This is a genomic window from Amycolatopsis thailandensis (assembly GCF_042723255.1).
In the GTDB taxonomy this organism is placed as follows: domain Bacteria; phylum Actinomycetota; class Actinomycetes; order Mycobacteriales; family Pseudonocardiaceae; genus Amycolatopsis; species Amycolatopsis thailandensis.
The window spans coordinates 22,199-46,668 of sequence record NZ_JBHXJK010000055.1; the positions used below are offsets into that span (position 1 = coordinate 22,199).

19 protein-coding genes, 1 tRNA gene and 1 pseudogene are annotated in these 24,470 nt (G+C 69.1%); 10 read left to right on the forward strand and 11 right to left on the reverse strand.

All coding sequences use genetic code 11. The annotated features are described in order from the left end of the window. The first annotated feature begins 5 nt into the window (after positions 1–5). Positions 6–509, forward strand: a complete 504-nt coding sequence (locus ACFWMR_RS22455; protein ID WP_378379747.1) for a carboxymuconolactone decarboxylase family protein — start codon at positions 6–8, stop codon at positions 507–509. Between the two features lie 585 nt (positions 510–1,094). On the opposite strand, the gene ACFWMR_RS22460 is transcribed toward ACFWMR_RS22455, so the two are convergent. The 4 genes from ACFWMR_RS22460 to ACFWMR_RS22475 form a co-directional block, all read right to left on the reverse strand. After that, a complete protein-coding gene (locus ACFWMR_RS22460; protein WP_378379748.1) occupies positions 1,095–2,054 on the reverse strand; it encodes a GNAT family N-acetyltransferase in 960 nt (319 codons plus the stop codon). 48 nt (positions 2,055–2,102) lie between these two features. Further along, positions 2,103–2,174 (reverse strand) — tRNA-Val (locus ACFWMR_RS22465). A 39-nt stretch (positions 2,175–2,213) separates the two neighbouring features. Further along, positions 2,214–2,675 (reverse strand): peroxiredoxin, encoded by a 462-nt coding sequence (locus ACFWMR_RS22470; RefSeq protein WP_093934731.1) that lies wholly within the window; start codon positions 2,673–2,675, stop codon positions 2,214–2,216. A gap of 76 nt (positions 2,676–2,751) precedes the next feature. Continuing rightward, a complete protein-coding gene (locus ACFWMR_RS22475; RefSeq protein WP_005164955.1) occupies positions 2,752–3,180 on the reverse strand; it encodes a DUF3052 domain-containing protein in 429 nt (142 codons plus the stop codon). Positions 3,181–3,582: 402 nt separating this feature from the next. On the opposite strand from ACFWMR_RS22475, the gene aceE reads away from it, so the two are divergent. Then, a complete protein-coding gene (gene aceE, locus ACFWMR_RS22480; RefSeq protein ID WP_378379749.1) occupies positions 3,583–6,378 on the forward strand; it encodes a pyruvate dehydrogenase (acetyl-transferring), homodimeric type in 2,796 nt (931 codons plus the stop codon). 116 nt (positions 6,379–6,494) lie between these two features. Further along, complete coding sequence (locus tag ACFWMR_RS22485) at positions 6,495–7,706, forward strand: alpha-hydroxy acid oxidase (protein ID WP_378379750.1); 1,212 nt, start codon at positions 6,495–6,497, stop codon at positions 7,704–7,706. A gap of 72 nt (positions 7,707–7,778) precedes the next feature. Here the strand turns inward: ACFWMR_RS22485 and ACFWMR_RS22490 are convergent, their stop codons facing one another. Together ACFWMR_RS22490 and ACFWMR_RS22495 are read right to left on the reverse strand one after the other, a co-directional pair. Beyond that, positions 7,779–8,420 carry a nicotinamide mononucleotide transporter family protein gene (locus ACFWMR_RS22490; protein ID WP_093934734.1) on the reverse strand — a complete coding sequence of 214 codons (642 nt, stop codon included), beginning with the start codon at positions 8,418–8,420 and terminating at the stop codon, positions 7,779–7,781. Between the two features lie 213 nt (positions 8,421–8,633). Further along, positions 8,634–9,371 carry a mechanosensitive ion channel family protein gene (locus ACFWMR_RS22495; RefSeq protein ID WP_378379751.1) on the reverse strand — a complete coding sequence of 246 codons (738 nt, stop codon included), beginning with the start codon at positions 9,369–9,371 and terminating at the stop codon, positions 8,634–8,636. A gap of 330 nt (positions 9,372–9,701) precedes the next feature. Between ACFWMR_RS22495 and ACFWMR_RS22500 the strand changes: the two genes are divergently transcribed. The 5 genes from ACFWMR_RS22500 to ACFWMR_RS22520 all read left to right on the forward strand — a co-directional run bounded on the left by ACFWMR_RS22500 (position 9,702) and on the right by ACFWMR_RS22520 (position 14,911). Beyond that, a complete protein-coding gene (locus tag ACFWMR_RS22500) occupies positions 9,702–10,916 on the forward strand; it encodes a PucR family transcriptional regulator (protein WP_005164946.1) in 1,215 nt (404 codons plus the stop codon). 483 nt (positions 10,917–11,399) lie between these two features. Beyond that, a complete protein-coding gene (locus ACFWMR_RS22505) occupies positions 11,400–12,326 on the forward strand; it encodes an ACP S-malonyltransferase (protein ID WP_378379752.1) in 927 nt (308 codons plus the stop codon). Then, complete coding sequence (locus ACFWMR_RS22510; protein WP_093934737.1) at positions 12,323–13,306, forward strand: beta-ketoacyl-ACP synthase III; 984 nt, start codon at positions 12,323–12,325, stop codon at positions 13,304–13,306. Before ACFWMR_RS22505 ends, ACFWMR_RS22510 begins: the two co-directional genes overlap by 4 nt. A gap of 68 nt (positions 13,307–13,374) precedes the next feature. Further along, entirely contained in the window at positions 13,375–13,620 is a 246-nt protein-coding gene (locus ACFWMR_RS22515; RefSeq protein WP_004559006.1) for an acyl carrier protein, read from the forward strand. Positions 13,621–13,660: 40 nt separating this feature from the next. Then, positions 13,661–14,911 carry a beta-ketoacyl-[acyl-carrier-protein] synthase family protein gene (locus tag ACFWMR_RS22520; protein WP_093934738.1) on the forward strand — a complete coding sequence of 417 codons (1,251 nt, stop codon included), beginning with the start codon at positions 13,661–13,663 and terminating at the stop codon, positions 14,909–14,911. A 108-nt stretch (positions 14,912–15,019) separates the two neighbouring features. On the opposite strand, the gene ACFWMR_RS22525 is transcribed toward ACFWMR_RS22520, so the two are convergent. The 4 genes and pseudogenes from ACFWMR_RS22525 to ACFWMR_RS22540 all read right to left on the reverse strand — a co-directional run bounded on the left by ACFWMR_RS22525 (position 15,020) and on the right by ACFWMR_RS22540 (position 20,530). Beyond that, positions 15,020–17,380 (reverse strand): cation-translocating P-type ATPase, encoded by a 2,361-nt coding sequence (locus tag ACFWMR_RS22525; RefSeq protein ID WP_378379753.1) that lies wholly within the window; start codon positions 17,378–17,380, stop codon positions 15,020–15,022. A gap of 66 nt (positions 17,381–17,446) precedes the next feature. Next, positions 17,447–18,040 (reverse strand): hypothetical protein, encoded by a 594-nt coding sequence (locus ACFWMR_RS22530; RefSeq protein ID WP_378379754.1) that lies wholly within the window; start codon positions 18,038–18,040, stop codon positions 17,447–17,449. Positions 18,041–18,082: 42 nt separating this feature from the next. Continuing rightward, positions 18,083–18,586, reverse strand: a complete 504-nt coding sequence (locus tag ACFWMR_RS22535) for a DUF3145 domain-containing protein (protein ID WP_091599164.1) — start codon at positions 18,584–18,586, stop codon at positions 18,083–18,085. Positions 18,587–19,058: 472 nt separating this feature from the next. Continuing rightward, positions 19,059–20,530: pseudogene (locus ACFWMR_RS22540) on the reverse strand (S8 family peptidase). Positions 20,531–20,709: 179 nt separating this feature from the next. On the opposite strand from ACFWMR_RS22540, the gene ACFWMR_RS22545 reads away from it, so the two are divergent. Then, positions 20,710–22,194 (forward strand): hypothetical protein, encoded by a 1,485-nt coding sequence (locus ACFWMR_RS22545; RefSeq protein ID WP_449224335.1) that lies wholly within the window; start codon positions 20,710–20,712, stop codon positions 22,192–22,194. Here the strand turns inward: ACFWMR_RS22545 and ACFWMR_RS22550 are convergent. After that, on the reverse strand, positions 22,191–23,564 hold the full coding sequence (locus tag ACFWMR_RS22550) for a dihydrolipoyl dehydrogenase family protein (protein ID WP_378379756.1): 1,374 nt from the start codon (positions 23,562–23,564) through the stop codon (positions 22,191–22,193). The genes ACFWMR_RS22545 and ACFWMR_RS22550 overlap by 4 nt on opposite strands. Positions 23,565–23,721: 157 nt before the next feature. On the opposite strand from ACFWMR_RS22550, the gene ACFWMR_RS22555 reads away from it, so the two are divergent. Then, positions 23,722–24,426: an Lsr2 dimerization domain-containing protein gene (locus tag ACFWMR_RS22555; protein WP_378379757.1), complete on the forward strand. Its 705-nt coding sequence runs from the start codon at positions 23,722–23,724 to the stop codon at positions 24,424–24,426. Positions 24,427–24,470 lie beyond the last annotated feature (44 nt).

Here is a 24,470-nt window from a genome sequence, read left to right on the forward strand (position 1 = left end):
ACGCCTTGTTCACCGATCACACCCTCGAAACCGCGCCCGAAGCCTCGCGTCGCTTGATGGAGGCGACCGTCCGGAAGTTCGGGCACCTCCCCACCGCCGTCGCCCGGCAGGCGTCGTCACCGGAACTGCTCGACGGGTTCCTGAGGCTCAGCGCGAGCTTCGAGAAGACCACGCTCGACCCGCTCGCGCGGGAGACGGTCGTGATGACCGTGGCGACGCGCAACGGCTGCGAGGTATGCGTCGAGATCCACACCGGCAGGCTGAAGGGACATCACGCGACCGACGACGTCATCGCGGCCCTCCGCTCGCAGGGAGCAGTTCCCGACGAGCGACTGGAAGCCGTCCGGCAATTCACCCTGGCGGTGCTCGAAACCGCCGGAGGCGTGGACGACGAGACGCTGCGAACGTTCTTCGGGCACGGATTCACCGAGCGGAACGCTCTCGAAGTCGTCATGGGCATCGGGGCCTACACGATGTCGACCCTGGCGAACAGGCTTACCCGCGCGTAATCGCTTTCCGTGATCGCCCCTCGCGGCCCGGTATCACTCCAATGGCCGCCGATCTTGATGTATCTGGGCAGTCCCTGCCGTCTCCTGTCTTGTGCAGCCGAAAAGTTCGCCACCCGCGGCGAGGCGCGCGACCGGCGGTCTGGCCTGCCGAGGGGGCAGACCAGACCGCCAAAACGAAGACGTTCCACAGGTGTTGGGGGTACGTGAAGGCCCCATTCCCGCGAGTCACGGGAATGGGGCCTTCACGTGTCTCGGCCGCGTTCAGCCGACTACTTGCGACGGGCTTGACGGCTTGCGGGTCGTCGTGGGTCAGGTGGGTCGTGAGTGGCGCTTCGGGTCAGGGCCAGGAGCCTCTCAGGTACCCGCGGTCGGGCGGTTTCGCGTGACCTGTGGGACGACACGCGTGATTGAGCGGACGACACGCGTGACTGGACGGACGACACGGTGGGACTCGGCCTTCTCTGAGTGTCGTCCCTGCAGTCACACGTGTCGTCCGTCTGATCACAAGTGTCGTCCGCCTGATCACGCGTGTCGTCCGCCCAGTCACGCGAAAGCACCGACGGGACAGAGCGAACGCGGAGCGCGTCAGGCCTCCAGGGCCCACCGCACGAACCGCGTCGTCGGCGTGAAGCCGGCCTTCTCGAAGACCCCGTACGCCCCGGACGGGTCCGCCGAGTCCACGTTCAAGCTGGCGCGGTCGTAGCCCTGATCGACGGCGGCCCGCAGCGCGTGCCCCATCAGCCCGCCCGCGACACCCCGCCGCCGATACTCCCGGAGCGTCCCGATCACCATGAAATGCGCGTCACGGACTCCAGTGGCCTCCGTGTCAGCCTCCCACCACATGGTCACCAGCATCCCCACCGCGGCGCCCGTCGCCTCCTCACGGAGCAAGAAGCTGACCTCGGGCCGGAAAGTCTGGTTGGTGATCTTGTTCCGCCAGAGATCGGCGGGCATCGGCACCGCGCCCCAGTAGTCCCGGTACGCCTCGTTCCGGACAGCGCGGAAGTCCTCGTCGTTCCGCTCCGACCACGGCTCGACCCGGAATCCGTCAGGGATCGCCGAACCGTCCGAGGTGCCGAGCGAGTGCTCCATCCGCTGGAAGTAGCGCACCGGCACGAACCCCCGGGACCGGACGAGTTCGGCCAGCCCGGCGATCCGGTCGGGCCGGTTGACGTCCACCACGAGCTTCGAGTCCGGGTGATGCAGCGCGTGCACCACCTCGGCCGCCGCCACCCCCGCGTCGACGAGCGCGCCGCCGATGCCCCGGCGGCGATACGCGGGGTGGACTCCGCCGTCGAGGAAGACCCGATGAACCTCTTCCGCGGACGGCTTGAAGCGGATCTTCATGTAGCCGGCCATCACGTCGCCGTCGAAGGCCGCGAGACTCGCGCGCTCCAGATCCGCGTACGGGTCGATCAGCTCCTGGAGGGTGTCCTCCGCCGTGTAGTTCTCGCCGATCCCGTCGACGGTCTCCATGGCGTTGAGGAGGTCCGCGGACGCCTGCGCGTCTTCGCGGGTGAGCGGCCGCCACGTGAGGTCGTGCATGCGGCTGAAAGTAGCCGCGTTCGGGCGGGGTTGTCGCCGGGTTTTCGGTGGGCGCAGTAGGGATCGAACCTACGACCGCTCGGGTGTAAACCGAGTGCTCTCCCGCTGAGCTATGCGCCCGGGAGGTGGCACCCGCGCACGGGTGCCACCGGTGAAGACTCAGGCCAGGGAGGCCACGGCCTTCTTCCACGCCTGCTGGTCGCGCGCCTCGCCGGGCTGGTTGACCTCGGCGAACCGCACGACGCCGTCCTTGTCGATCAGGAAGGTGCCGCGGGTGGCCAGACCGGCCGCCTCGTTGAAGACGCCGTAGGCCTTCGCGACCTCACCGTGCGGCCAGAAGTCCGAAAGCAGCGGGAACTGGTAGCCCTCCTGCTCGGCCCACGCCTTGAGCGAGAACGGGGTGTCCACGGACACACCGATGACCTGCACGCCGTTGCCGTCGTAGTCCGCGAACTCGTCGCGGAGCTGGCACAGCTCGCCGGTGCAGATACCGCTGAACGCGAACGGGTAGAACACCAGCAAGACCGGCTTCTCGCCCTGGAAGGACGACAGCTTCACGGCCTGCTTGTTGTAGTCGTTGAGCGTGAAGTCCGGGGCTTGCGATCCGACCTCGACGGCCATACCGGCGGTTTCCTCTCAAGAGCGAACAGGGGCCTGCGACGACAACCCTATCGTGTCGATCGCGCGGCTCCCCGGGTCACCGCTTGGTCTTCGACTTCGGCGACACCAGCCGGGTGCCCGCCCACTTCGGGCCGGCGCTGATGTTGGCCGTCTGGGCCAACCCGACCTGCGGCACCGCTTCGGCGATCTCGCTCGGCTCGACGTGCCCGGGCTGTCCCGTCTTCGGGGTCAGCACCCAGATCACGCCGTTCTCGTTCAGGGGGGTCCGGACCTCGATCAGCGTGTCACCGAGATCACCGTCGTCCTCGCGCCACCACAGCAGCACCACGTCGATGACCTCGTCGGCGTCCTCGTCGAGGATGTCGCCGCCGATCTGTTCCTCGATCGCCGCACGAAGGTCGTCGTCGACGTCCTCGTCCCAGCCGATCTCCTGGACCACCATGTCCGGCTTGATCCCGAGCCTTTCGGCGACGCTGCTCTGATCAGCGTCTCCCGCGGCGACCACTGCTGTCACTCCTCCAACTACGACGGAGCGTGGTGTCGCTCGGCCGGATTCGACCGGGCGGGCACCGCACTCGGGTACACGATGCCCGTTAGCGAACACTGGTGAAGCGTTCCGCGCAACCGTCCACACCGGATCTTGAACAACTCGTGTCGCGGCGTACGGACATTCAGCCCACTCCCGGGGGGTCAATTCGGGCGCGCTTGGGCACCCCCGAACGCCCTGCTTTAGGGTGGGAGAGAAAACGCGCGCGCGAGTACAGGCGCGTGCGAGGCGTGTCGCAATCGGGTCCGCGAACGTTACCGATCAGTAGCGGTGACGCGAGCGGAACCGGAGGACGACGATGGACCGCGAACACGCCCGCGTACGAGCACAACCAGCTACCACCTTTCGCAAGGAGACCCCTTGGCCCCGCAGAACGACGGCGCCTCCGGCAAGGAGACCCCGGCACGCGTCCGCGTCATCCGTGACGGATTGGCGGCGCACCTGCCCGACATCGACCCGGAGGAGACCGCCGAATGGCTGGACTCCTTCGACGAGGCGCTGGCCAGGGGTGGTCAGCAGCGCGCCCGGTACCTGATGCTGCGCATCCTCGAGCGGGCCAGGGAACGCCACGTCGGCGTCCCGGCGCTGACGTCGACGGACTACGTCAACACCATCCCCACCGAGAACGAACCCTGGTTCCCCGGTGACGAGGAGATCGAGCGCCGCTATCGCGCCTACATCCGGTGGAACGCCGCGATCATGGTGCACCGCGCGCAGCGCCCCGGGGTCGGTGTCGGCGGGCACATTTCGACCTACGGCTCGTCGGCGGCGCTGTACGAAGTGGGCTTCAACCACTTCTTCCGCGGCAAGGACCACTCCGGCGGCGGCGACCAGATCTTCATCCAGGGTCACGCCTCCCCCGGCATCTACGCTCGCGCCTTCCTCGAAGGCAGGCTGAGCGAGAGCCAGATGGACGGGTTCCGCCAGGAGTTCTCGCACGCGGGCGAGGGCGGCGGCCTGCCGTCGTACCCGCACCCGCGGCTGATGCCGGAGTTCTGGGAGAACCCGACCGTGTCCATGGGCCTCGGCCCGATGAACGCGATCTACCAGGCCCGGTTCAACCGCTACCTGCGCGATCGCGGCATCAAGGACACCAGCGACCAGCACGTCTGGGCGTTCCTCGGCGACGGCGAGATGGACGAGGCGGAATCGCGCGGCCTCATCCACGTCGCCGCGGGCGAGGGCCTCGACAACCTGACCTTCGTGATCAACTGCAACCTGCAGCGGCTCGACGGCCCGGTACGCGGCAACGGCAAGATCATCCAGGAGCTGGAGTCGTACTTCCGCGGCGCCGGCTGGAACGTCATCAAGGTCATCTGGGGCCGCGAGTGGGACTCGCTGCTGCACGCGGACCGTGACGGCGCCCTGGTCAACCTCATGAACACCACGCCGGACGGCGACTTCCAGACGTACAAGGCCAACGACGGCGCCTTCGTCCGCGAGCACTTCTTCGGCCGCGACCCGCGGACCAAGGAGCTCGTCAAGGACCTCACCGACGCCGACGTCTGGAACCTCAAGCGCGGCGGGCACGACTACCGCAAGGTCTACGCGGCCTACAAGTCTTCGCTGGAGCACCACGGTCAGCCGACGGTGATCCTGGCCCACACCATCAAGGGTTACGGCCTCGGCCCGTCCTTCGAGGGCCGCAACGCCACGCACCAGATGAAGAAGCTCACCCTCGACGACCTGAAGCTGTTCCGGGACGCCCAGCGCATCCCGATCAGCGACGAGGAGCTCGAGCGCGACCCGAAGCTCCCGCCGTACTACCACCCGGGCAAGGACTCGGCGGAGATCGAGTACATGCTCGGCCGCCGCAAGGCGCTGGGCGGTTTCCTGCCGGAGCGCCGCCCGAAGGCCTCGAAGGCGCTCGTGCTGCCGGGCGACAAGGTCTACGAAGGCATCCGCAAGGGCTCGGGCAAGCAAGAGGTCGCCACCACGATGGCGTTCGTCCGGCTCGTCCGCGAGCTGGCGAAGGACTCCGAAATCGGCAAGCGGATCGTCCCGATCATCCCGGACGAGGCGCGCACCTTCGGTCTCGACTCGATGTTCCCGACGGCCAAGATCTACAACCCGCACGGCCAGACGTACACGTCGGTCGACGCGAGCCTGATGCTGGCCTACAAGGAGTCCGAAAAGGGCGTCATCCTGCACGAGGGCATCAACGAGGCGGGGTCCACCGCGTCGTTCACCGCCGTCGGCACCTCGTACGCCACGCACGGCGAGCCGATGATCCCGATCTACATCTTCTACTCGATGTTCGGGTTCCAGCGGACCGGTGACGGCCTCTACGCCGCCGCGGACCAGATGGCCCGCGGGTTCGTGCTCGGCGCCACCGCCGGCCGCACCACGCTGACCGGTGAGGGCCTCCAGCACGCGGACGGGCACTCGCTGCTGCTGGCGGCGACCAACCCGGCCGTCGTGGCCTACGACGCGGCGTGGTCGTTCGAGATCGCCCACATCGTGCGGGACGGTCTCCGCCGCATGTACGGCGACACCGGGCCGGACGGCAACGGCGAGAACATCTTCTACTACATGACGATCTACAACGAGCCCTACCAGCAGCCCGCCGAGCCGGAGAACCTCGACGTCGACGGCCTGCTGAAGGGTCTCTACAAGTACGCGGACGCCCCGTCGGGCGACGGTCCGGAGGCCCAGATCCTGGTGTCCGGCGTCACGATGCCGGACGCGCTGCGGGCGCAGAAGATGCTCGCCGAGGAGTGGGGCGTGCGCGCGGCCGTGTGGTCGGCGACGTCGTGGACCGAGCTGCGGCGCGAGGCTGTCGAGATCGACCACGACAACCTCCTCCACCCCGGCGACTCCCCGCGTGTGCCGTACATCACGCAGAAGCTGTCCGGCGTGAACGGGCCGGTCGTCGCGGTTTCGGACTGGATGCGGGCCGTGCCGGACCTCATCCGTCCGTGGGTGCCGACCGACATGCTGACGCTGGGCACCGACGGGTTCGGGTTCTCCGACACCCGCCCCGCCGCCCGGCGGAAGTTCCTGGTCGACGCGCAGTCGATCGTGGTCGGCACACTGAGCGCGCTGGCCAAGCGCGGCGAGGTCGACCGCTCGAAGGCGGCGGAGGCGGCGCGCAAGTACCGCCTCGACGACGTCGCCGCCGCGGGTCCGCAGTTGTCGGACTCCGGTAGCGCCTAGCGTTGAGATGAAGGGGCCTTTCATTGCGAATTTTGCGATGAAAGGCCCCTTCATTGCATCCGGGGAGCAGCGGACTAGGGTGAGACATCGGATGTTTGCGGAAAGGGTGAGCGAGAGTGACCAAGCGTCGACTGCCGAAGCCGAGTGAGCTGAAGCAGATCCTGCGGCCGAAGCCGATCGTGCTCAACCCGACCGAACGGCGGCTGGCGGGCGCGCACACGATCGCCGACCTGCGGATGCTCGCCCGCAAGCGGACGCCGCGGGCGGCGTTCGACTACACCGACGGCGCCGCCGAGCTGGAAGACAGCCTCCGCCGCGCACGGCAGGCCTTCCGCAGCGTGGAATTCCACCCGAACGTCCTGCGCGGCGTGTCCGATGTGGACACCAGCAAGGAGATCCTCGGCAAGCGTTCGGCGCTGCCGTTCGCGTTCGCGCCGACCGGGTTCACCCGCATGATGAACCACGAGGGCGAGTCCGCGGTGGCCCGCGTCGCCCAGCGCAACGGTATCCCGATGGGGCTGTCGACGATGGCGACGACGTCGATCGAAGACCTCGCGAAGGCCGCGCCCGAGGCCCGCAAGTGGTTTCAGCTGTACGTCTGGCGCGACCACAAAGCGGGCGAAGATCTGATGAATCGCGCGTGGGCCGCCGGGTTCGACACCCTCATGCTCACGGTGGACACCCCGGTCGCCGGCGCGCGGCTGCGCGACGTCCGCAACGGGTTGACCATCCCGCCCGCGCTCACCCTCAAGACGTTCGTCGACGGCGCGATGCATCCGTCGTGGTGGTTCAACCTGCTGACCACCGAGCCGCTGACCTTCGCCTCGCTGAGCCAGTTCGACGGCACGGTCGCCGAACTGCTCAACCAGCTCTTCGACCCGACGCTGAACTTCGACGACCTCGACTGGGTCCGCCAGACCTGGCCGGGCAAGCTCGTGGTCAAGGGGATCCAGAACGTCGACGACGCGCGTGATGTGGTCAAGCACGGCGCCGACGCGGTGCTGCTGTCCAACCACGGCGGCCGCCAGCTCGACCGCGCGCCGACGCCGATCGAACTGCTGCCCGCGGTGCTCGACGAGATCCAGGGTGACGCGGAGGTGTGGGTCGACACCGGCATCCTCTCCGGCGGCGACATCGTGGCCGCGATCGCGCGCGGCGCCGACGCGGTGCTGATCGGGCGCGCGTTCCTCTACGGCCTGATGGCCGGGGGCGAGCGCGGTGTCCAGCGGTGCGTGGACATCCTGCGCGCCGAAATGACCCGGACCATGCAGCTGCTGGGCGTGCGCACCCTCGCGGACCTCAAGCCCTCGCACGCCACCATGCGCTGACCGACGCAATTCGTCCTCTGAATGCGGTACTTGCGTCGCGCAAATACCGCATTCAGAGGACGAAACGCGGGGTCAGCGGGCCGCGGCGGAGACGCCGGACGGCGCGGTGCGGACCTGCTTCGCCGTCCGGTTCCAGCTCCACCAGCCGTGCACGACCAGCCCGGCGAACACGATGTAGACCGCCGCGGAGAAGTACAGGCCCGAGGAAAGCTGCAACGGCACGCCGATCGCGTCGACGACCAGCCACACCAGCCAGAACTCGACGAGGCCCGCACCCTGCGCGGCGAAGGCGACCAGCGTGCCGACGAAGATCGCGGCGTCCGGCCAGGGCGCCCACGAGGCGTTCAGCGCCTCGAGGACCAGCGCCATCGCGGTGGTGCCGATCGCGAACGCGCCGAGCATCGCCAGGCGCTCGCCGAGCCTTCCCTTGCGGACGACGACGCCGTAGACCGGGTCGCTGCGGCGGGACCACGCCCACCAGCCGTAGATCGAGATGGCGAGGATCGCGACCTGCCTGGTCGCGAGCCCGCCGAGGTGGGCGGAGATGTAGACCGAGAACAACAGCACGGTGGCGCCGACCTGGACCGGCCAGGTCCACAACGTGCGGCGTTGCGCCAGGAAGACCACGGCCAGCGCGAAGACCTGCCCCGCCAGCTCGGCGAAGGAGATCCACTGTCCGAGCACCGTGACACCGTTGTGCAGCAGGAAGTCCACGTCCGCACCCCTCTCCGTCTACCGCTCCAACATGCTCCGTTCCGACGTCATTCCCTAGGGAGTGTGAGGTGCGGAACAGGGAGACGGCTCAAGAGTCGCTAAGGACTCTCACAGGACGAGAAAAGGGCCCTCCACCGCGTGCTCCGCGGCGAACGGGCCCTTCGACTCCACGCGGGCCCGGTGCCTTCCTCGATCACCGGGCCCGCGGGATGCTCAGGAATCTACGCGACCGATGCCCACGGGCGAAGTCGGCGGCTCCGAACGGACCTCCTGCTTGCCGCCGCCGGGCTCCAGCTGGCCCTGCAAGTTGGACAGCCAGCCCTGCCAGCGGTCCTGCGCCGGCTTGATCAGGCCGCCGCCGAAGCCGACGACGATCACGCCGCCGATGGTGGCGAGCACGGTGATCAGGACCGGCCCCGTCACCGCCGTCGCGATGTTCACCTGACCGAGCGCGGCGATGATGCCGAACGCCATGATCAGCCAGTAGGCGATGGTGCCGAGCAGCCGTCCGGCGGGGCGGGTGGAGAGCGCTCCGGTCACCAGGTCGCGGACGACCTTCGCGACGGCCGCCGCGACGATCACCAGTACCAGCGCCACCAGGATCCGCGGCAGGAACGCGATGATGTCGTTGAGCAGGGCGCTGACCGGATTGCTCTCACCGAATACGCCGAACGCGAGTTGCAGCGCGATCAGGAGAATGAAGTAGTACACGAGTTTGACGAGGATCCCGCCCGCGTCGACATTCGCTTGTTTGAGCGTTCCGGTGAGTCCGGTCTTCTCGATGAGCTTGCCGAAACCGATCTTCGACAGAACCAGTCCCAATGCCTTTGACACGGCTTTCGCGATCAACCAGCCGATGAGCAGGATGATCAGGAATCCGACCAGTTTCGGCACGAAGGTGGCGACAAGGTTCCATGCTTGTCCCAGACCGTCTTTCAGCTGCTCGCCCACGGCGAACTCCCTCCTCTGCGCATCCGCGACCTACCCGGTGCGGCTTGCGAGGGATCGTTGATCACCGGCACCGCACCGGCAACTCGGCGACCCACGATCGAGTGAGTGAACTAGCGGGAAAAGATCGACAAGTCCCATACTTGTTCTACCGGTGGGGACCGGGGAGACGAGGCCGTCCGGCGCAGCGAAAAACGCTAGCGCCGGGCGGCCTCGAGTTTTATGCAAAGACTTTTCACAATTCACCGGCCATAACTGTCCACTTCGGACCTAGGCGGCGAGGAGCCGCAGGACGACGGCCACCTTTGCCCGCCGGACTAGGATCGGCTGACCATGGCTGATGCGACTTCCGGGCGACGTGTGCCCAAGCACCACGGGCTGTCCGCCAAGACCCTCCGAAGACTGGAGCACGCCTCCGGCCGGCTCGCGAGCGCGAGCGTCGCGGTGATGGAGGAGCGGCTGAGCTGGTTCGCCCGCCTTCCCGCCGACCAGCGCGCGAGTGTCCTGCTGATCACCCAGGCGGGTGCCGCCGGTTTCGTCGACTGGCTCCGCGACGCGAAGGAGGCGCTCTCCCTCACCACCGAGGCGTTCCGCGAGGCGCCCGCGGAACTTTCCCGCTGGGTGAGCCTGCGACAGGCGGTCGGCATGGTGCGGCTGGCGATCGAGGTGTTCGAGGAGCAGCTACCCGAGTTCGCCGCGAACGAGGCAGAACGCGCCGCGCTGATCGAAGGGATCCTGCGCTACGGCAGGGAGATCGCGTTCGCCGCTGCGAACTCCTACGCGGCCGCCGCCGAGGCCCGGGGCGCCTGGGACGCGCGGCTGGAAGCGCTGGTCGTCGACGGCATCGTCCGAGGAGACGCCGAGGAAGCGGTGCTCTCCCGCGCCGCCGCGCTCGGCTGGGACCCGGCCGCGCCCGCCACCGCCCTGGTCGGCACCCCGACGTCGGACGACCCGCCCGCCGTCGTGTTCGAGGTGCGCAGCCGCGCCGCCCGCGTCGGGCGCCCCGTGCTGCTCTCGGTGCAGGGATCGCGGCTGGTCGTGGTCGTCGCCGGGCCCACCGACGGCAGCGTCAAGGACCGCGAGATCCTCACGAAACTGTCCGTCGCGTTCGCCGAGGGCCCGGTCGTCGCCGGGCCGACGGTGCCGACCCTCGCCGAAGCGCACCACAGCGCGACCGAAGCGCTCTCCGGCCTGCGCGCGGTCGTCGGCTGGCCCGGTGCGCCGCGGCCGGCGAGATCGATCGACCTGCTGCCGGAACGCGCGCTGTCCGGCGATCCCGAGGCGGAACGGCTGCTCGTCGAACAGATCGCCCGGCCGCTGGAGGAGGCGGGCCCGGCGCTGCTGCGGACGGTGGAGACCTACCTGGACAGCGGCGGCGTCCTGGAAACCTGCGCGCGGACACTGTTCGTGCATCCGAACACCGTCCGGTACCGGCTGCGGAAGGCTGCGGAGCTCACCGGCCGCCACGCCGCGGAATCGCGCGACGCCTGGGTGCTGAAGGTGGCGCTGACGGTGGGGCGGCTGGCCCGGGCCCGCGGCCTCTGGTGACCGGATCGCGAAGTACATGAAGGCCCCCTTGCTTACGCCTGGCGCAAGGAAGGGGGCCTTCATGTACTTCGGGACGGCAAGCGCCGGTACCGAGTCGGTCCGGTGGTCGTGAGTGACGATTCGGGTCAGGGCCAAGGGGTCCTAGGTACTTCTGTCCGGTTCGCGTGACCAGACGGACGACTCGCGGCGAGCATGCCGTCCATCCGATCACGCGAAACACCTCGCGCCGAAACGGGCAAATACCCCACTCAGGCACACGAAGCGACATGGAAGACTTGGCCGACCCCGCACGGCTCTGGTAAACCCGTTGGTAACGCTGCGCAGTGACAGACTTCATAGGGAAAGCTGGTTGAACCCGACAAGGCTTTTGGGTTAAGCGCGGAGATCAGGAACGTGCTTTTGGAGGTTTCCCACAATTACCCAGGCCGGACTTGGTGAGCGTCGGCATCACGACCATGGTGGCCGAGAGTGTTCCCTAGTGGGGTGACAGCTGCAGTCCTCGCCCCCGGTCAGGGTTCCCAAGCCCCAGGCATGCTCACTCCTTGGCTCGAGCTCGAAGGCGCCCGCGCGCGCGTCGAAGCCTGGTCCGAGCGGGCCGGTCTCGACCTGATCCGTCTCGGCACCGAGGCGGACGCCGAAGAGATCCAGGACACCGCGATCACGCAGCCGCTGATCGTGGCGCTGTCCCTGCTGGCGTTCGAACACCTCCAGCGCGAGGCCCCGGTCGCCGCGGACTCGCCGGTCGCCGGTCACTCCGTCGGCGAACTGGCCGCCGCCGCCATCGCCGGGGTGCTGAGCCCCGAGGACGCCGTCGCGCTGGCCGCAATCCGCGGCGCGGAGATGGCCAAGGCGTGTGCACTGGAGCCCACGAGCATGGCCGCGGTCATGCTCGGCGACCCGGATCAGGTCGTCGCCTGGCTCGACGGCCACGGCCTCGCCGCGGCGAACCGTAACGGCGCCGGTCAGATCGTCGCCTCCGGCGCCGCCGCCGCGATCGAGAAGATCGTGGCCGAGCCGCTGGAGGGCACCAAGGTCCGCGCGCTCAAGGTCGCGGGCGCGTTCCACACCTCGTACATGGCACCCGCGCGGGAAGCGCTGGCTTCGCAGGCTGCGAAGATCACCCCGGCGGACCCGACGCGTCCGCTGCTGTCGAACGCCGACGGCCAGGTCGTCACCAGCGGGGCCGAGTACCTCGACCGGCTGGTCAAGCAGGTCACGAGCCCGGTGCGCTGGGACCTGACCATGGACGGTCTGGTCTCCGCGGGCGTCACCTCGACGCTCGAACTGCCGCCGGCGGGCACGCTGACCGGGCTGGTCAAGCGGCAGCTCAAGGGAACCGTGACCACCACCATCGCACTGAAGACCCCCGCCGAGCTGGCGAAGCTTCAGGGGCAGGAGGACGCTTCGTGACCGACCGATCCACCTTGCGGCAGGCGCAGGGCGCCGCCGGGACCCGCATCCTCGGTGTCGGGAGCTTCCAGCCCGAGAAGATCGTGACCAACGACGATCTCTCGAAGATCATGGACACCAACGACCAGTGGATCCGCGAGCGGGTCGGCATCGTCGAGCGCCGGTTCGCCGAGAAGGACGAGTCGCTGGTCGACATGGCGGTCAAGGCGGGCACCGCCGCGCTGGCCGACGCCGGCGTGGATCCGTCCGAAGTGGACACGGTCATCCTGCCGAACTGCACGATGCCCACGCAGATCCCGAACGCCGCCGCCCAGGTCGCGGACCGGATCGGCATCACGCATCCCGCCGCGTTCGACCTCAACGCCGCCTGCGCCGGCTTCTGCTACGGCCTCGGTGTCGCGTCGGACCTCATCCGGGCGGGCAGCGCGAAGAAGGCGCTCGTCATCGGCGCCGAGAAGCTCACCGACCACGTCGACCCGGTCGACCGCGCGAACGCGATCATCTTCGCCGACGGCGCGGGCGCGGCGGTGGTCGGCGCGGCCGACTCGGCGCAGATCGGCCCGGTCGCCTGGGGCAGCGCGGGCGAGCACGTCGACCTCATCTACATGCGCGACGACAAGTGGATCTACCAGGAGGGCCAGTCGGTCTTCCGGTGGGCGACCACGCAGATCGCGCCGATCGCCTTGCGGGCGCTGGAACTGTCCGGGCTCGAACCGTCCGATGTGGACGTCCTGATCCCGCACCAGGCCAATCTGCGCATCGTCGAGGCCATCGCCAAGAAGCTGCGGGCCAAGGGCGCGCGCGAGGACATGGTCGTCGCCGACGACATCAAGTACTCGGGCAACACCTCGTCCGCGTCCATCCCCCTCGCGCTGGACCACATGCGCAAGGCGGGCACCGTGAAGCAGGGCGACGTCGTGCTCGCCGTCGGCTTCGGGGCGGGACTCTCCTACGCGGGCCAGGCCTTCATCTGCCCGTGATGAATACTTCCCCCGCGGGCACCGTGTCCGCGGGGCAGCCGAAAGCATCACCGAGAAGGGAACAACCAGTGGCAGACAACGCAGAGATCCTCGCCGGCCTCGCCGAGATCGTCGAAGAGGTCGCCGGTGTGGCGCAGGACGACGTGACCGCCGAGAAGTCCTTCGTGGACGACCTCGACATCGACTCGCTGTCCATGGTGGAGATCGCTGTTCAGGCCGAGGACAAGTTCGGCGTCAAGATCCCGGACGACGAGCTGGCGAACCTGAAGACCGTTGGCGACGCGGTGAACTACGTGTCGGCCAACTCCAAGTAAGTCCGACTTCTTGATTGGCGCCGACCTTGGGGAGACTCCAATGAGCAACATCGACGTCGTGATCACCGGGATGGGCGCGACCACGCCGCTCGGCGGGGACGTCGCGTCCACGTGGGACGGCCTGCTCGCCGGGGCGAGCGGGATCCGCCGCATCGAAGCCGACTGGGTCGACGAACTCGAGCTGCCGGTGAAGATCGGCGCCATGCTCGCCGTCGACCCGTCCGAAGTCCTGCCGCGGGTCCAGGCCCGGCGGCTGGACCGCTGTGAGCAGGTGGCGATCATCGCCGCCCGCCAGGCTTGGGCGGACGCGGGTTTCGAGCAACCGACCGATGAGCATCAGGATGTGGAACCCGAGCGCCTCGGGGTGACCATCGGTACCGGTGTCGGCGGTCCGGTCACCCTGATCTCCCAGAACGACCTTCTGCACAAGCAGGGACTCCGCAAGGTCTCCCCGCTGACCGTGCCGATGCTGATGCCGAACGGCCCCGCCGCGCACGTCGGGATCGATCTGAAGGCGCGTGCCGGTGTGCACTCGCCCGCGTCGGCCTGCGCGTCGGGCGCGGAAGGCATCGCCGCCGGCTACGAGATGATCCGCTCGGGCCGCGCCGACGTCGTGGTCGCCGGTGGTGCCGAATCGTGCATCCACCCGATCACCCTCGCCGGTTTCGCCCAGGCGCGGACGGTCTCCACCCGCAACGACGACCCGACGAAGGCGTCCAGGCCGTTCGACGTGAACCGTGACGGTTTCGTCCTCGGCGAGGGCTCCGGCGTCGTGATCCTGGAGCGGGCCGACCGTGCCAGGGCCCGCAACGCGCGGATCTACGCGCAGCTGAGCGGGTACGGGATCACCTCGGACGCCTACCACATCACGGGTAACCACCCGGAGGGCATCGGCCAGATCACCGCCATGCGGCAGGCGATGACGATGGCCGGGGTCTCCCCTGCCGACGTCGGCCACGTCAACGCGCACGCGACCTCGACGGTCGTCGGTGACGTCGGCGAGGCCGCGGCGATCCGCAACGCCGTCGGCGAGCACGTCGTGGTGACCGCGCCCAAGGGCGCGCTCGGCCACCTGGTCGGCGGTGCGGGCGCGGTCGAGGGCATCGCCACGATCCTGGCGATCTACCACGGCCTCATCCCGGCGACGCTGAACCTCGAAGACCTGGACCCGAAGGTGCAGCTCGACGTCGTCTCCGGTGAGGCGCGCAAGGTCGAGCTGGGCGCGGCGATCAGCAACTCGTTCGGTTTCGGCGGGCACAACACGGCTCTGCTGTTCACCCCGGCGGCCTGACGGTCGCGGAGTTCCGGCTCGCCTGACATGTCATGAGGGGTCCCCATAGGACGTTTTATGTCCTATGGGGACCCCTCATGACGTTTGCGGCACTCGAGGCGGGAGCGGTCAGGCTTCCGAGCGCTTGACCAGATGCCGCCCGATCCACCAGGCGGCCTCCACCAGCACGATCCCGACTCCGGCGCAGGCGAACGCCGAAAGCGTGTACGCGCTCACGCTCGGGTCCAGCGCGAAGAACTTCTGCGTGAACGGGATCAGGAACAGCGCGAGCGTCAGCACGACCATCCCGCCGATCAGCAGGATCTTCCACCACCGGTACGGCCGCGCGACGATCCCGAGCACCCACAGCGCGATCGTGATGAGCGTGATCAGCGCGGTCGTCCCGGCCTGGATCTTGTCCAGTTCGGACTGTCCGGAACCCTTGTACACCAGCAGATAGCTCACGAAGGTCGCCGTGGCGATGACCAGCCCGGCCGGGACGGCCATCCGCATCACCCTGCCGACGAAGCCGGTGCGGGCGCGTTCGTTGTTCGGCGCCAGCGAAAGCACGAAGGCGGGCAGGCCGATCGTGAACCACGCGGTGATCGTGATGTGCCGCGGCAGGAACGGGAACGGCACCTGCGCGATGCCGACCATCAGCGCCAGCAGCACCGAGTAGACCGTCTTGGTGAGGAACAGGTTCGAGACGCGCTCGATGTTGCCGATCACCCGCCGCCCCTCGGCGACCACGTGCGGCAGGGTGGCGAACTTGTCGTCCAGCAGCACGATCTGCGCGACCGCGCGGGTGGCCGGGCTGCCGGCGCCCATGGCGACACCGATGTCCGCGTCCTTCAGCGCGAGGACGTCGTTCACGCCGTCCCCGGTCATCGCGACGGTGTGGCCCTTCGACTGGAGCGCGCCGACCATCGCGCGTTTCTGCAGCGGCGTCACGCGGCCGAAGACGGCGCGCTCCTCCACGGTGTCGGCCAGCTTTTCGGCGTCCTCCGGCAGCTTCCGCGCGTCGACGGGCTTGTCCGCGCCCGGCAGGTCGAGGGTGCCCGCGACCGCGCCCACCGAGATGGCGTTGTCGCCGGAGATGACCTTGACCGCGACGTCCTGGTGCGCGAAGAAGTCCAAAGTGTCCTTCGCGTCGGGACGGACCTTCTGCTCCAGCACCACGAGCGCGACCGGCTGGATGTCGCCGGGGCCCTCGGCCGCGTCGACGGCACGCTCGGCACGGCCCAGCAGCAGGACACGCAGACCGCGCGAGCCGATCTTCTCGGCCTCCGCCCGGTGTTCCCCTTCCGGCAGCAGGACGTCGGCCGCGCCGAGGACCCAGTCGCCGTCGGTGCCGAACGACGCGCCGCTCCACTTGCGCGCCGAGGAGAACGGCATGGTCGTGGAGACCCGCCAGCCGGGATCGGCCGGATACGCCTCGGCGATCGCCTGCAGGCTCGCGTTCGGGCGGGGATCCGCGGCGGCGAGCGCGGCCAGCACGTCGTCCACCGGGTGGCCCCGCGTGATCTCGCGGACCTCGGAAAGCCGCATCGCGTTCTCGGTGAGCGTGCCGGTCTTGTCCGCGCACACCACGTCGACCCGGGCGAGTCCTTCGATCGCCGGGAGTTCCTGCACCAGGCACTGACGCTTGCCCAGCCGGATGACGCCGACCGCGAGCGCGACACTGGTCATCAGCACCAGGCCTTCGGGCACCATCGGCACGAGCGCCGCGACCATGCCGCGCAGCGCGTCCGGCCACGCCTGGTCGCCCGCGAGCTGGTTGTAGATGGTCAGCGCGCCGGCCGGGACGAGCAGGTAGGTGATGAACTTGAGGATCTTGTCGATGCCCTGGCGCAGTTCCGACTTCACCAGGGTGAACTTGCTGGCCTCCGCGGCCAGTTTCGCCGCGTAGGACTCGTCACCGATGACGTCCGCGCGGTAGGTGCCGCTGCCCGCGACGACGAAGCTGCCGGACAGTACCTTGTCGCCGGGCTGCTTGACCACGGGATCGGATTCCCCGGTCAGCAGCGACTCGTCGACCTCCAGCGCGTCGGCCGTCAGCGCCGGGCCGTCGACGACGATCTTGTCGCCGGGCCCCAGTTCGACGAGATCCCCGAGCACGACGTCTTCCGGGGCGATCTCGGCGCTCTGCCCGTCGCGGCGGACGGTCGGCTTCGCCTGTCCGACGATGGCGAGCCGTTCCAAGGTCCGTTTCGCCCGGAGTTCCTGGATGATGCCGACCGCGCTGTTGACGATGATCAGCCCGCCGAACAACCCGTCGATGAAGTACCCCGTCGACAGGATGAGGACGAACAGCACCCCGTAGATCGCGTTGATCCGGGTGAAGACGTTCGCGCGGATGATCTCGCCGGTGGTCCGGCTGGTCTTCGTCGAGACAGTGTTGGTCTGTCCCGCGGCCACCCGTTGGGCGACCTCTTCGCTGGTGAGCCCCCTCGAGGCGCCGGTCAGCACGGCCGGCTGGTCAATTGCCATGCCCGCGACTCTATTCGGCCCCGGTTCGCGCCCGCGTCAGCCTGGGGGACCATGTCGCCCCTTACTTCAGCATCTTTCGTGTTCGGGGTTCGTCCCGCCGTCGGTGGTGTCGACGCGCCAGGAGCCGCTCTCCAGCCGCAGCGGCAGCACCAGCCGCCAGCGGATGCAGCCTTCCGGCAGATATACCGGCGCGTCGTCGACGTCCTGGGTGCTGGTGAAGGCGACGAGCACCCGGAGCGTGCTCGGCGCGCCCGGCTCGATGCGGTAAACGAGGATGCTGCCGTCCTGAGTGGACTGATAGTCCTTCTTCCACTCGGACGAGGTCTTGGTCTTGGCACGCTCGCGGCTGACCACCGAAGTCCACTTCAGATAGTCGCGATCGTTGATGGAGTCGAAATACCCTTGCAGCACTTGCCGGACACTCTGGTAGTGCGGATGCGCGAAGACGTCCGGAGTCACCTCCACGGCGCGCGAGCCGGGTTGCGCCCCCGGGGGAACCGACGTCGGCGAATCACTGACGAGTGGCTCGGTGGGTGCCGCCTCGGGGCGGAGATAGAGGTCGCGTGCCAGCAACCCGACGCCGACGGTCAGCGAGATCACGACCACGAGGACGGGGATCAGCCACCGCTGGCGGGAGAGGGGGCGAGGCTGGGCGGTCACCCTGAAAGGTTAGCCGCCCGCCTCTTCCGTCCTCACCGGCGTCTACCCGACTTGGTGCAGCCAGGTGACCGGTGCGCCGTCACCGGCGTGCCGGTACGGTTCGAGCGCTTCGTCCCAGTTGGCGGCCAAGAGCTCGTCGAGCTTGTGCGCCAGGGACTCCCCGGTGCGCACCTTGCTCACGAGTGCCCGCAACTGGTCTTCGCCCACGACGATGTCGCCGTTGGCGCTGGTCCTGCCGTGCCACAGGCCGAGGCCGGGGGCGAAGCAGAACCTCTCACCGTCGACCCCCGCACTGGGCTCTTCGGTGACTTCGAACCGGATCATCGGCCACGCCTTGAGCGCGGACGCCAGCTTTCCGCCGGTGCCCGAAGGCGCACGCCATCCACATTCGGCGCGGAGCTGTCCTGGACTGGCGGGCTGCGCCGTCCACTTCAACTCGACTCGGGCACCGAGGGTGCCCGAAATAGCCCACTCGACGTGCGGACAGACCGCAGACGGCGACGAGTGGACGTACACCACGCCACGGGTGTTGCCACGGGTGCTCACTGCTGACCTCCGCTACTCGACGAGGGGCGTCTTCCCCTACGACCTCGCGAGTTGTGCTGGTCAGGTGGCTCGTGCCGCCTCCCGGTACGCGTGAGCACATTGTGCACCCCAACTGTGCTGTTTGGCCACATGAACACCACAAGTCGCACCTGATTGGGACGCGGAACTCCTGCGAAAGCCCCCTTCTTTCGGTGGGGCCGGGGAAAAGATCCCTTCACCCGGGTTACCCCGGGGACGGCAATTGTGCCGCCCTGCCGAGGAAACGGGTGGGCTGGGTGACCGCGCACCGCACTCGCGTGCTCAGAAGCGGAACTCACGTGATCAGGGCCGGAACTCGCGTGACTGGACACCGCACACGCGAGTTCCGGCTCTGATCACGCGAGTCACGCGCCCAAGCATGCGAGTCACGTCTCTGATCACCCGAGTCCCGCCTCCCGTCCCGGCGATCGAGCCGGGACGGAAGGCGAGCCGGTCAGCCTTGGGCGCCGAGGGACTTCGCCGCGGCGAAGGTGTCCACCAGGCCCGTGCCCTTGTCGAAGCTCGACGTGTACGGCCCGGCGGCCACGTACGGCGAGCCGTTGGTGAACTTGTACGCCGTCCCCTTGATCGCGGCCTCGATGTCGCCCGGGCTCGCGTTCGGCGCGACCTGGAACAGCTGCGCGACGATCCCGGTGATCTGCGGTGCCGCCATCGAGGTCCCGCTGATCACGTTGTAGGTGGCGAGGTCCAGCAGTCCGGGGCCATTCTTGGGCTGGAGGCCCTGTGTGCAGATCGGCTGCGTGGGGCGGCAGGACGAGAGGATGTTCTCCCCCGGCGCGGAGACGTCGGGCCAGCTCGACTGGCTGGTCGCGAGGCCGCGCGAGGAGAAGTCGGAAACCGTGCCGTCGCGGGTGCCGGTCCCCTGGTCGTTGGACGAGGCCACCGAGAGCACGCCCGGCGTCTGGTCCTGTCCCGGCGGGTTGGAGAGGTTCGCCGAACCGTCGCCGCCGTCGTTCCCGTTCGCCCACACCGTGACGACGCCTTCCGCGGCGAGCGCGCGCTGGAGCTTCACCGTCGCCGAGTTCGGGTCGAAGGTGCCACCACCGCTGGGGCCGTAGGAGTTGTTGGTCACCTTGATCGGCGGGCACACCGACGCCGCGACACCCGCGCCGCAGGGCGCCTTGTGGTTCTCCAGCACCCAGTTCAGCGCCGCGTCCGTGCCGAGCACGAGCAGCGCCGCCCCGGTCGAGACCGAGACGATCTTCGAGCCGGGCGCCGAGCCGCCGACCTTGGTGCCGTCGGTCAGCGTCAGCTGGTTCCCGGCGGCGATACCGGTGACGTGCGTGCCGTGGCCGCCGAGGGAAGGGTGTCGGTGTCGACGACGGTCGGGACGTCGACGATGCAGTTGGTGGCGGTCCCGTCGAGGCAGAGGCTCTTGAGGCTGCGCACCACCCGCGTCTTGCCGTCGGCGCCTTTGAACGCCGGATGCGTCGGGTCGACGCCGGTGTCGATGATCGCGACGGAGACGCCCCTGCCGTCCACCGGAGCGCCACCGGCGTCCTTGAGCTGTGCCTGCGTCTGCAGGCTCCTGGTCGCCGTGGTGCCCGCGCTGCCGTGCGCCTTCAGCTTCTCGTTGCCTTCGACGTAGCTGACGCCGTCGGCCTCGCGGACGGCGCGCACCTGGTCGGCGGTTCCCCGGACGGCGACGACGCCGATCTTGCCGAACGAAGTGATCTTCGTCAGCCCGGCTCCGCGGGCGGCGCGTTCGGCGGTGGCGATGTCGTCGGCGTGCACGAGCGCGGTCACCCCCGTCGCTCCGGTGACGGCCGAGAGCAGGCGGGAGAGCTCGGGGGCGACGGGTGCGAGCGGTCCCGCGGCCTGCGCGGGGACCATCCCCGCGACCGGGACGGCGAGCAGGGCGGCGACGAGCGCGGCGCGTCGACGCCAGGGGCGAGATACGGCCATGACGTTTCTCCTGGTGACAGGGGACAAAGGAGCTGCCACCTACCAACGAGTAACACCCGGGTGAGTGACGGCGCTCACGTGGATGACAACTTCTCGGAGCAAGGTCACCGCGCCTACCTGCGACGTGTCGGCCCGTTGGTCCGGATGGAGGCGCTACTTTGTGCATCGAGACCGACGAGATGGGGAGGGGTTCGGTGCGACTCGTTCGCCTCGCTCAACAGCCGTCCCGGGTGGCCGAGGACGTCCGCGCCGCGCTGGCTTCACTCGGCCGGGGCAGCAACGTCGTGGGCGGGGTCGCCCTGGTCGGCGCCAGCCCGGTCGACGGGCGCCCCGTCGAAGCCGTCGTCGTCATGCCGAAGGGCGTCCTCATCATCATCGGTGTCGACCTGCCGGACCCGGCGCTGAAACTCGAAGCCCCGCTCGGCGGGCCGTGGAAGGCCGACGGCTGGCCGCTGGTCCACGGCGACACCTCGATCAACCCGGCCACCGACGCGCTCTCGCTGTCGGCGGCGTGCACGCACAAGATCGCGGACGTCGCCCCCGGCGCCGGGCCGATCGGCACGATCATCGCCGTCGGTCCGTACGTGGAGACGGTCGACCAGCCGGCCGCGGACCTCGCCGGCTCCGTCCGCGTCCTCTACCCGACGGCGACGACGATGCTGGCCGCGACGGTCTCGCTGGCCACCGCCGCCCGCCCCCGGTCGGTCCAGCAGGCGCGGGACCTGATCGCAGCGCTCGCCCCGGACGCGCCGCCGATGCCCGAAGAGATGTTGCTCGGGGAAGGGTTCAGCGCCTACTCCGACGACGAGCCGACCGTGATCCGCGAGAACCCGCTCGTCGCGATCGCCCCGACGGTTCCGGTGCAGCATCCGGGGAAGGTGAAAAGACCGGCGAAACCGGCCGCTCCTCCGGTCAAAGCCGCCAAACCCCTGCCCGCCGCGCCGCCGCCCGTCCGGCCCGCTCCGCCGGTCCAGCCCGCTCGGCAGGCCGTCGCCGCGAAGCCCGTTCCGCCCGCGGCCGCCGCTTCCGCTCCCACTGAGCCCGCCCCGAAGCCGCCCCATCAGTCCAAGACGGTGAAGTGGCTCCCGCTCGCCGCGATCGGCCTGCTCATCGTGCTGCTGGTCGCGGCCATCAGCGTGGCCTCCGGCGGTGACGACACCGCGTCCACCCAGACTCCCCCGCCGCCGACCCCGGCGACCAGTTCGCCGCCGCCGAGCAGCAGCGCGGTGGAGAACATCCAGTTCACCTCGCGGGCGTCGGCCGCGGACCAGAAATGCGCGTCGCACGCGTACGGCGACGTCCAGGCAAGTCTTCAGCGGACGAGCTGCGCGGGAGTGAAACGGGCCAGCTTCGCCAGTTCGATCGACGGCCGGGCCGCCGCGGTCACGATCGCCGTCGTGGAGTTCCCGGACGCCGAACAGGCGACCGCGTTCAAGGCCGCCGCCGACAATCCCGGCGGTGGCGGCATCCTCGACCTCGCCACCGAGACCAACCAGTGGCAGGGCGACGTCCCGGTGTTCGAAGGCGCCGCCTACCAGAGCAGCCTGGACGGGAAATCGGTCCGGCTGATCCAGGTCGTCTGGGTGCCGGGACCGTCCACTCCGGACGATCCCGGCCTCGTCCGGGGCGCGAAGGCCGCCCTCGAACTTCCCGTCAACGGCTAAAGACCGTACGCCTCCAGGAGGCGCAGCCACACCTCGCTGATCGTGGGGAACGACGGGACCGCGTGCCACAGCCTCGACAGCGGGACCTCCCCCACGATCGCGATCGTCGCCGAGTGCAGCAGTTCGGAGACGTCCTGCCCGACGAAGGTCGCGCCGAGGAGCACGCCGCGTTCGGTGTCGACGACGATCCGCGCCTTGCCCGCGTAGCCGTCCGCGTGCAGTGACGAACCGGCGACCGCGATGTCGATGTCGACGACGCGGTGCGGTTTGCCCTCCTCGGGTCCGGCGAGCCCGACCGAAGCGACCTCCGGGTCGGTGAAGACGACCTGCGGGATGGCGTGATGGTCGGCCGTGGCGCTGTGCGCGCTCCACGCGGCGGAGTCGACCGGCTCGCCCGCCGCCTGTGCGGCCACCGCGTCGCCGGTGGCGCGGGCGGCGTACTTGCCCTGATGGGTCAGCGGCGCCCGGCCGGTGACGTCCCCGACGGCGAACAGCCAGTCACCGTCCACAGCGGACACTCGACCGTTGTCGTCCGTCGTGAGCGGCGCGCCCGCTTCGAGCCCGAGCGTGTCCACGCCGAGCCCGTCGGTCGCGGGACGGCGGCCGGTGGCGACGAGCAGTTCGTCGACAAGCAACCGGTCACCACCCTTCAAGGACAATTCCTTACCACCGTCCACAGCGGACACCGAGTCGAGACCCGATCCGGTGTGCACTGTCACCCCGGCTTCGCGAAGTCCCGCGATGACGGCGTCGCCCGCGAAGTCCGGCAGCCGCGGCAAAGGGCGTTCGCCCGAGATGATCAGGTGGACTTCGGCGCCGAGTGTCGCGAAAGCCTGCGCCATTTCGACGCCGACGACTCCGCCACCGAGCACACCGAGACGGCGCGGGACGGCTTCCGCCGACGTCGCCTCCCGGGAGCCCCACACGGAAATCGTGTCCAGTCCGGGGATCGACGGCGTCCGCGGCACACTGCCGGTGGCGACGATCACGGCGTGCCGTGCGGTCAGCACGTCACCGCCGTCGACCGTGACCTCCCGCTCACCGGTGATCCGGCCGTGCCCGCGGATCGGGGCGATCCCGACGCCTTCGGCCCACTCGACCTGTCCGGTGTCGTCTCCCTTGCCGGTGAACCAGTCACGGCGCGCGAACACCTTCGCGGGGTCGACCGCGTCACCCACCGGGACACCCGGGACGCGCTTCGCGGCGGCGAGGAGGTTCCCCGGCCGAAGCAGCGCCTTGCTCGGAATGCAGGCCCAGTAAGAACATTCGCCGCCGAAACGTTCGTGTTCGACGAGGGCGACCCGAAGCCCGCCACGCGCGGCCCGTTCGGCGGCGACCTCGCCGACCGGGCCGCCTCCGATCACGATCACGTCAAAAGTCTGTGCTGACATGCATTCAGCGCACACCACCGCGCAGCTTCGCGCAACCTGCCGCTATCCTCGTGTCGCTGCGTGAGTCATCAGCCGCGGGTTCAGGGTTCACCGTGCCGGTTACGCAGTGGAACGATCGAGCGCGGGAGGTTTTTTCATGGCCAGGAACACTGCTGTTCATTTGCTGGACGATCTGACCGGCGAGGCGGCCGAAGAAACGGTCGCTTTCGGTTTGGACGGAATCGCTTACGACATCGACCTTTCGGCCGACAACGCCACCGCACTCCGGGAGATCCTGAGTGCCTATGTGGAGAACGGCCGCCGGATCGGTGGGCGCAAACTGCGGCCCCGGGTCGTGCAGCGCCCCAAGGGCGCGCGGGTGTCGAAGTCGACCCCGAAGACCGCCGCCACCGCCGCGAAGGCCGAGGCGAAGACGGCCGCGAAGCCGGGTCGCAAGCCCGCCGCGAAGGGTGTCGCCGGCCGCAAGCCCGCCGCCGCCAAGAAGCCCGCCGCTCCCAAGGCGGAGGCCAAGACTCCCGCCAAGACCACGGCGAAGGCCACCGCGGCCAAGGCGAAATCGACCCGTGGCACGGCGGCGAAGGCCACCACCGCGAAGGCTCCGGCCGGTCGCGCCAAGGCCGCCGCCGCGGCGAAGACCCCGGCCAAGGCAGCGCCGAAGACCACCGCGAGGACCGCGTCCACGAAGGCCGCCCCGAAGGCCGCGGCCGCGAAGACGACCGCCGCCAAGGCTGCGCCGAAAGCCGCCGCCAAGACGCCGGTGAAGAAGGCCGCCGAGCCGAAGAAGACCACGCGCGCCGCCCGCAAGGTGCCCGCCGTCACTTTCTCGGCCACCGAAAAATAGCTCACCGAAAAAGGCCCTTTCGCGATTTCCGCGAAAGGGCCTTT

What these genes read in the sequence shown, in the direction of transcription:
- ACFWMR_RS22470 (WP_093934731.1), bottom strand. Translation starts at nt 2,675, where the DNA reads ATGGCCGTCGAGGTCGGATCGCAAGCCCCGGACTTCACGCTCAACGAC.
- ACFWMR_RS22525 (WP_378379753.1), bottom strand. Translation starts at nt 17,380, where the DNA reads ATGGCAATTGACCAGCCGGCCGTGCTGACCGGCGCCTCGAGGGGGCTC.
- ACFWMR_RS22545 (WP_449224335.1), top strand. Translation starts at nt 20,710, where the DNA reads ATGGGGAGGGGTTCGGTGCGACTCGTTCGCCTCGCTCAACAGCCGTCC.
- ACFWMR_RS22520 (WP_093934738.1), top strand. Translation starts at nt 13,661, where the DNA reads ATGAGCAACATCGACGTCGTGATCACCGGGATGGGCGCGACCACGCCG.
- ACFWMR_RS22460 (WP_378379748.1), bottom strand. Translation starts at nt 2,054, where the DNA reads ATGCACGACCTCACGTGGCGGCCGCTCACCCGCGAAGACGCGCAGGCG.
- ACFWMR_RS22555 (WP_378379757.1), top strand. Translation starts at nt 23,722, where the DNA reads ATGGCCAGGAACACTGCTGTTCATTTGCTGGACGATCTGACCGGCGAG.
- ACFWMR_RS22500 (WP_005164946.1), top strand. Translation starts at nt 9,702, where the DNA reads ATGGCTGATGCGACTTCCGGGCGACGTGTGCCCAAGCACCACGGGCTG.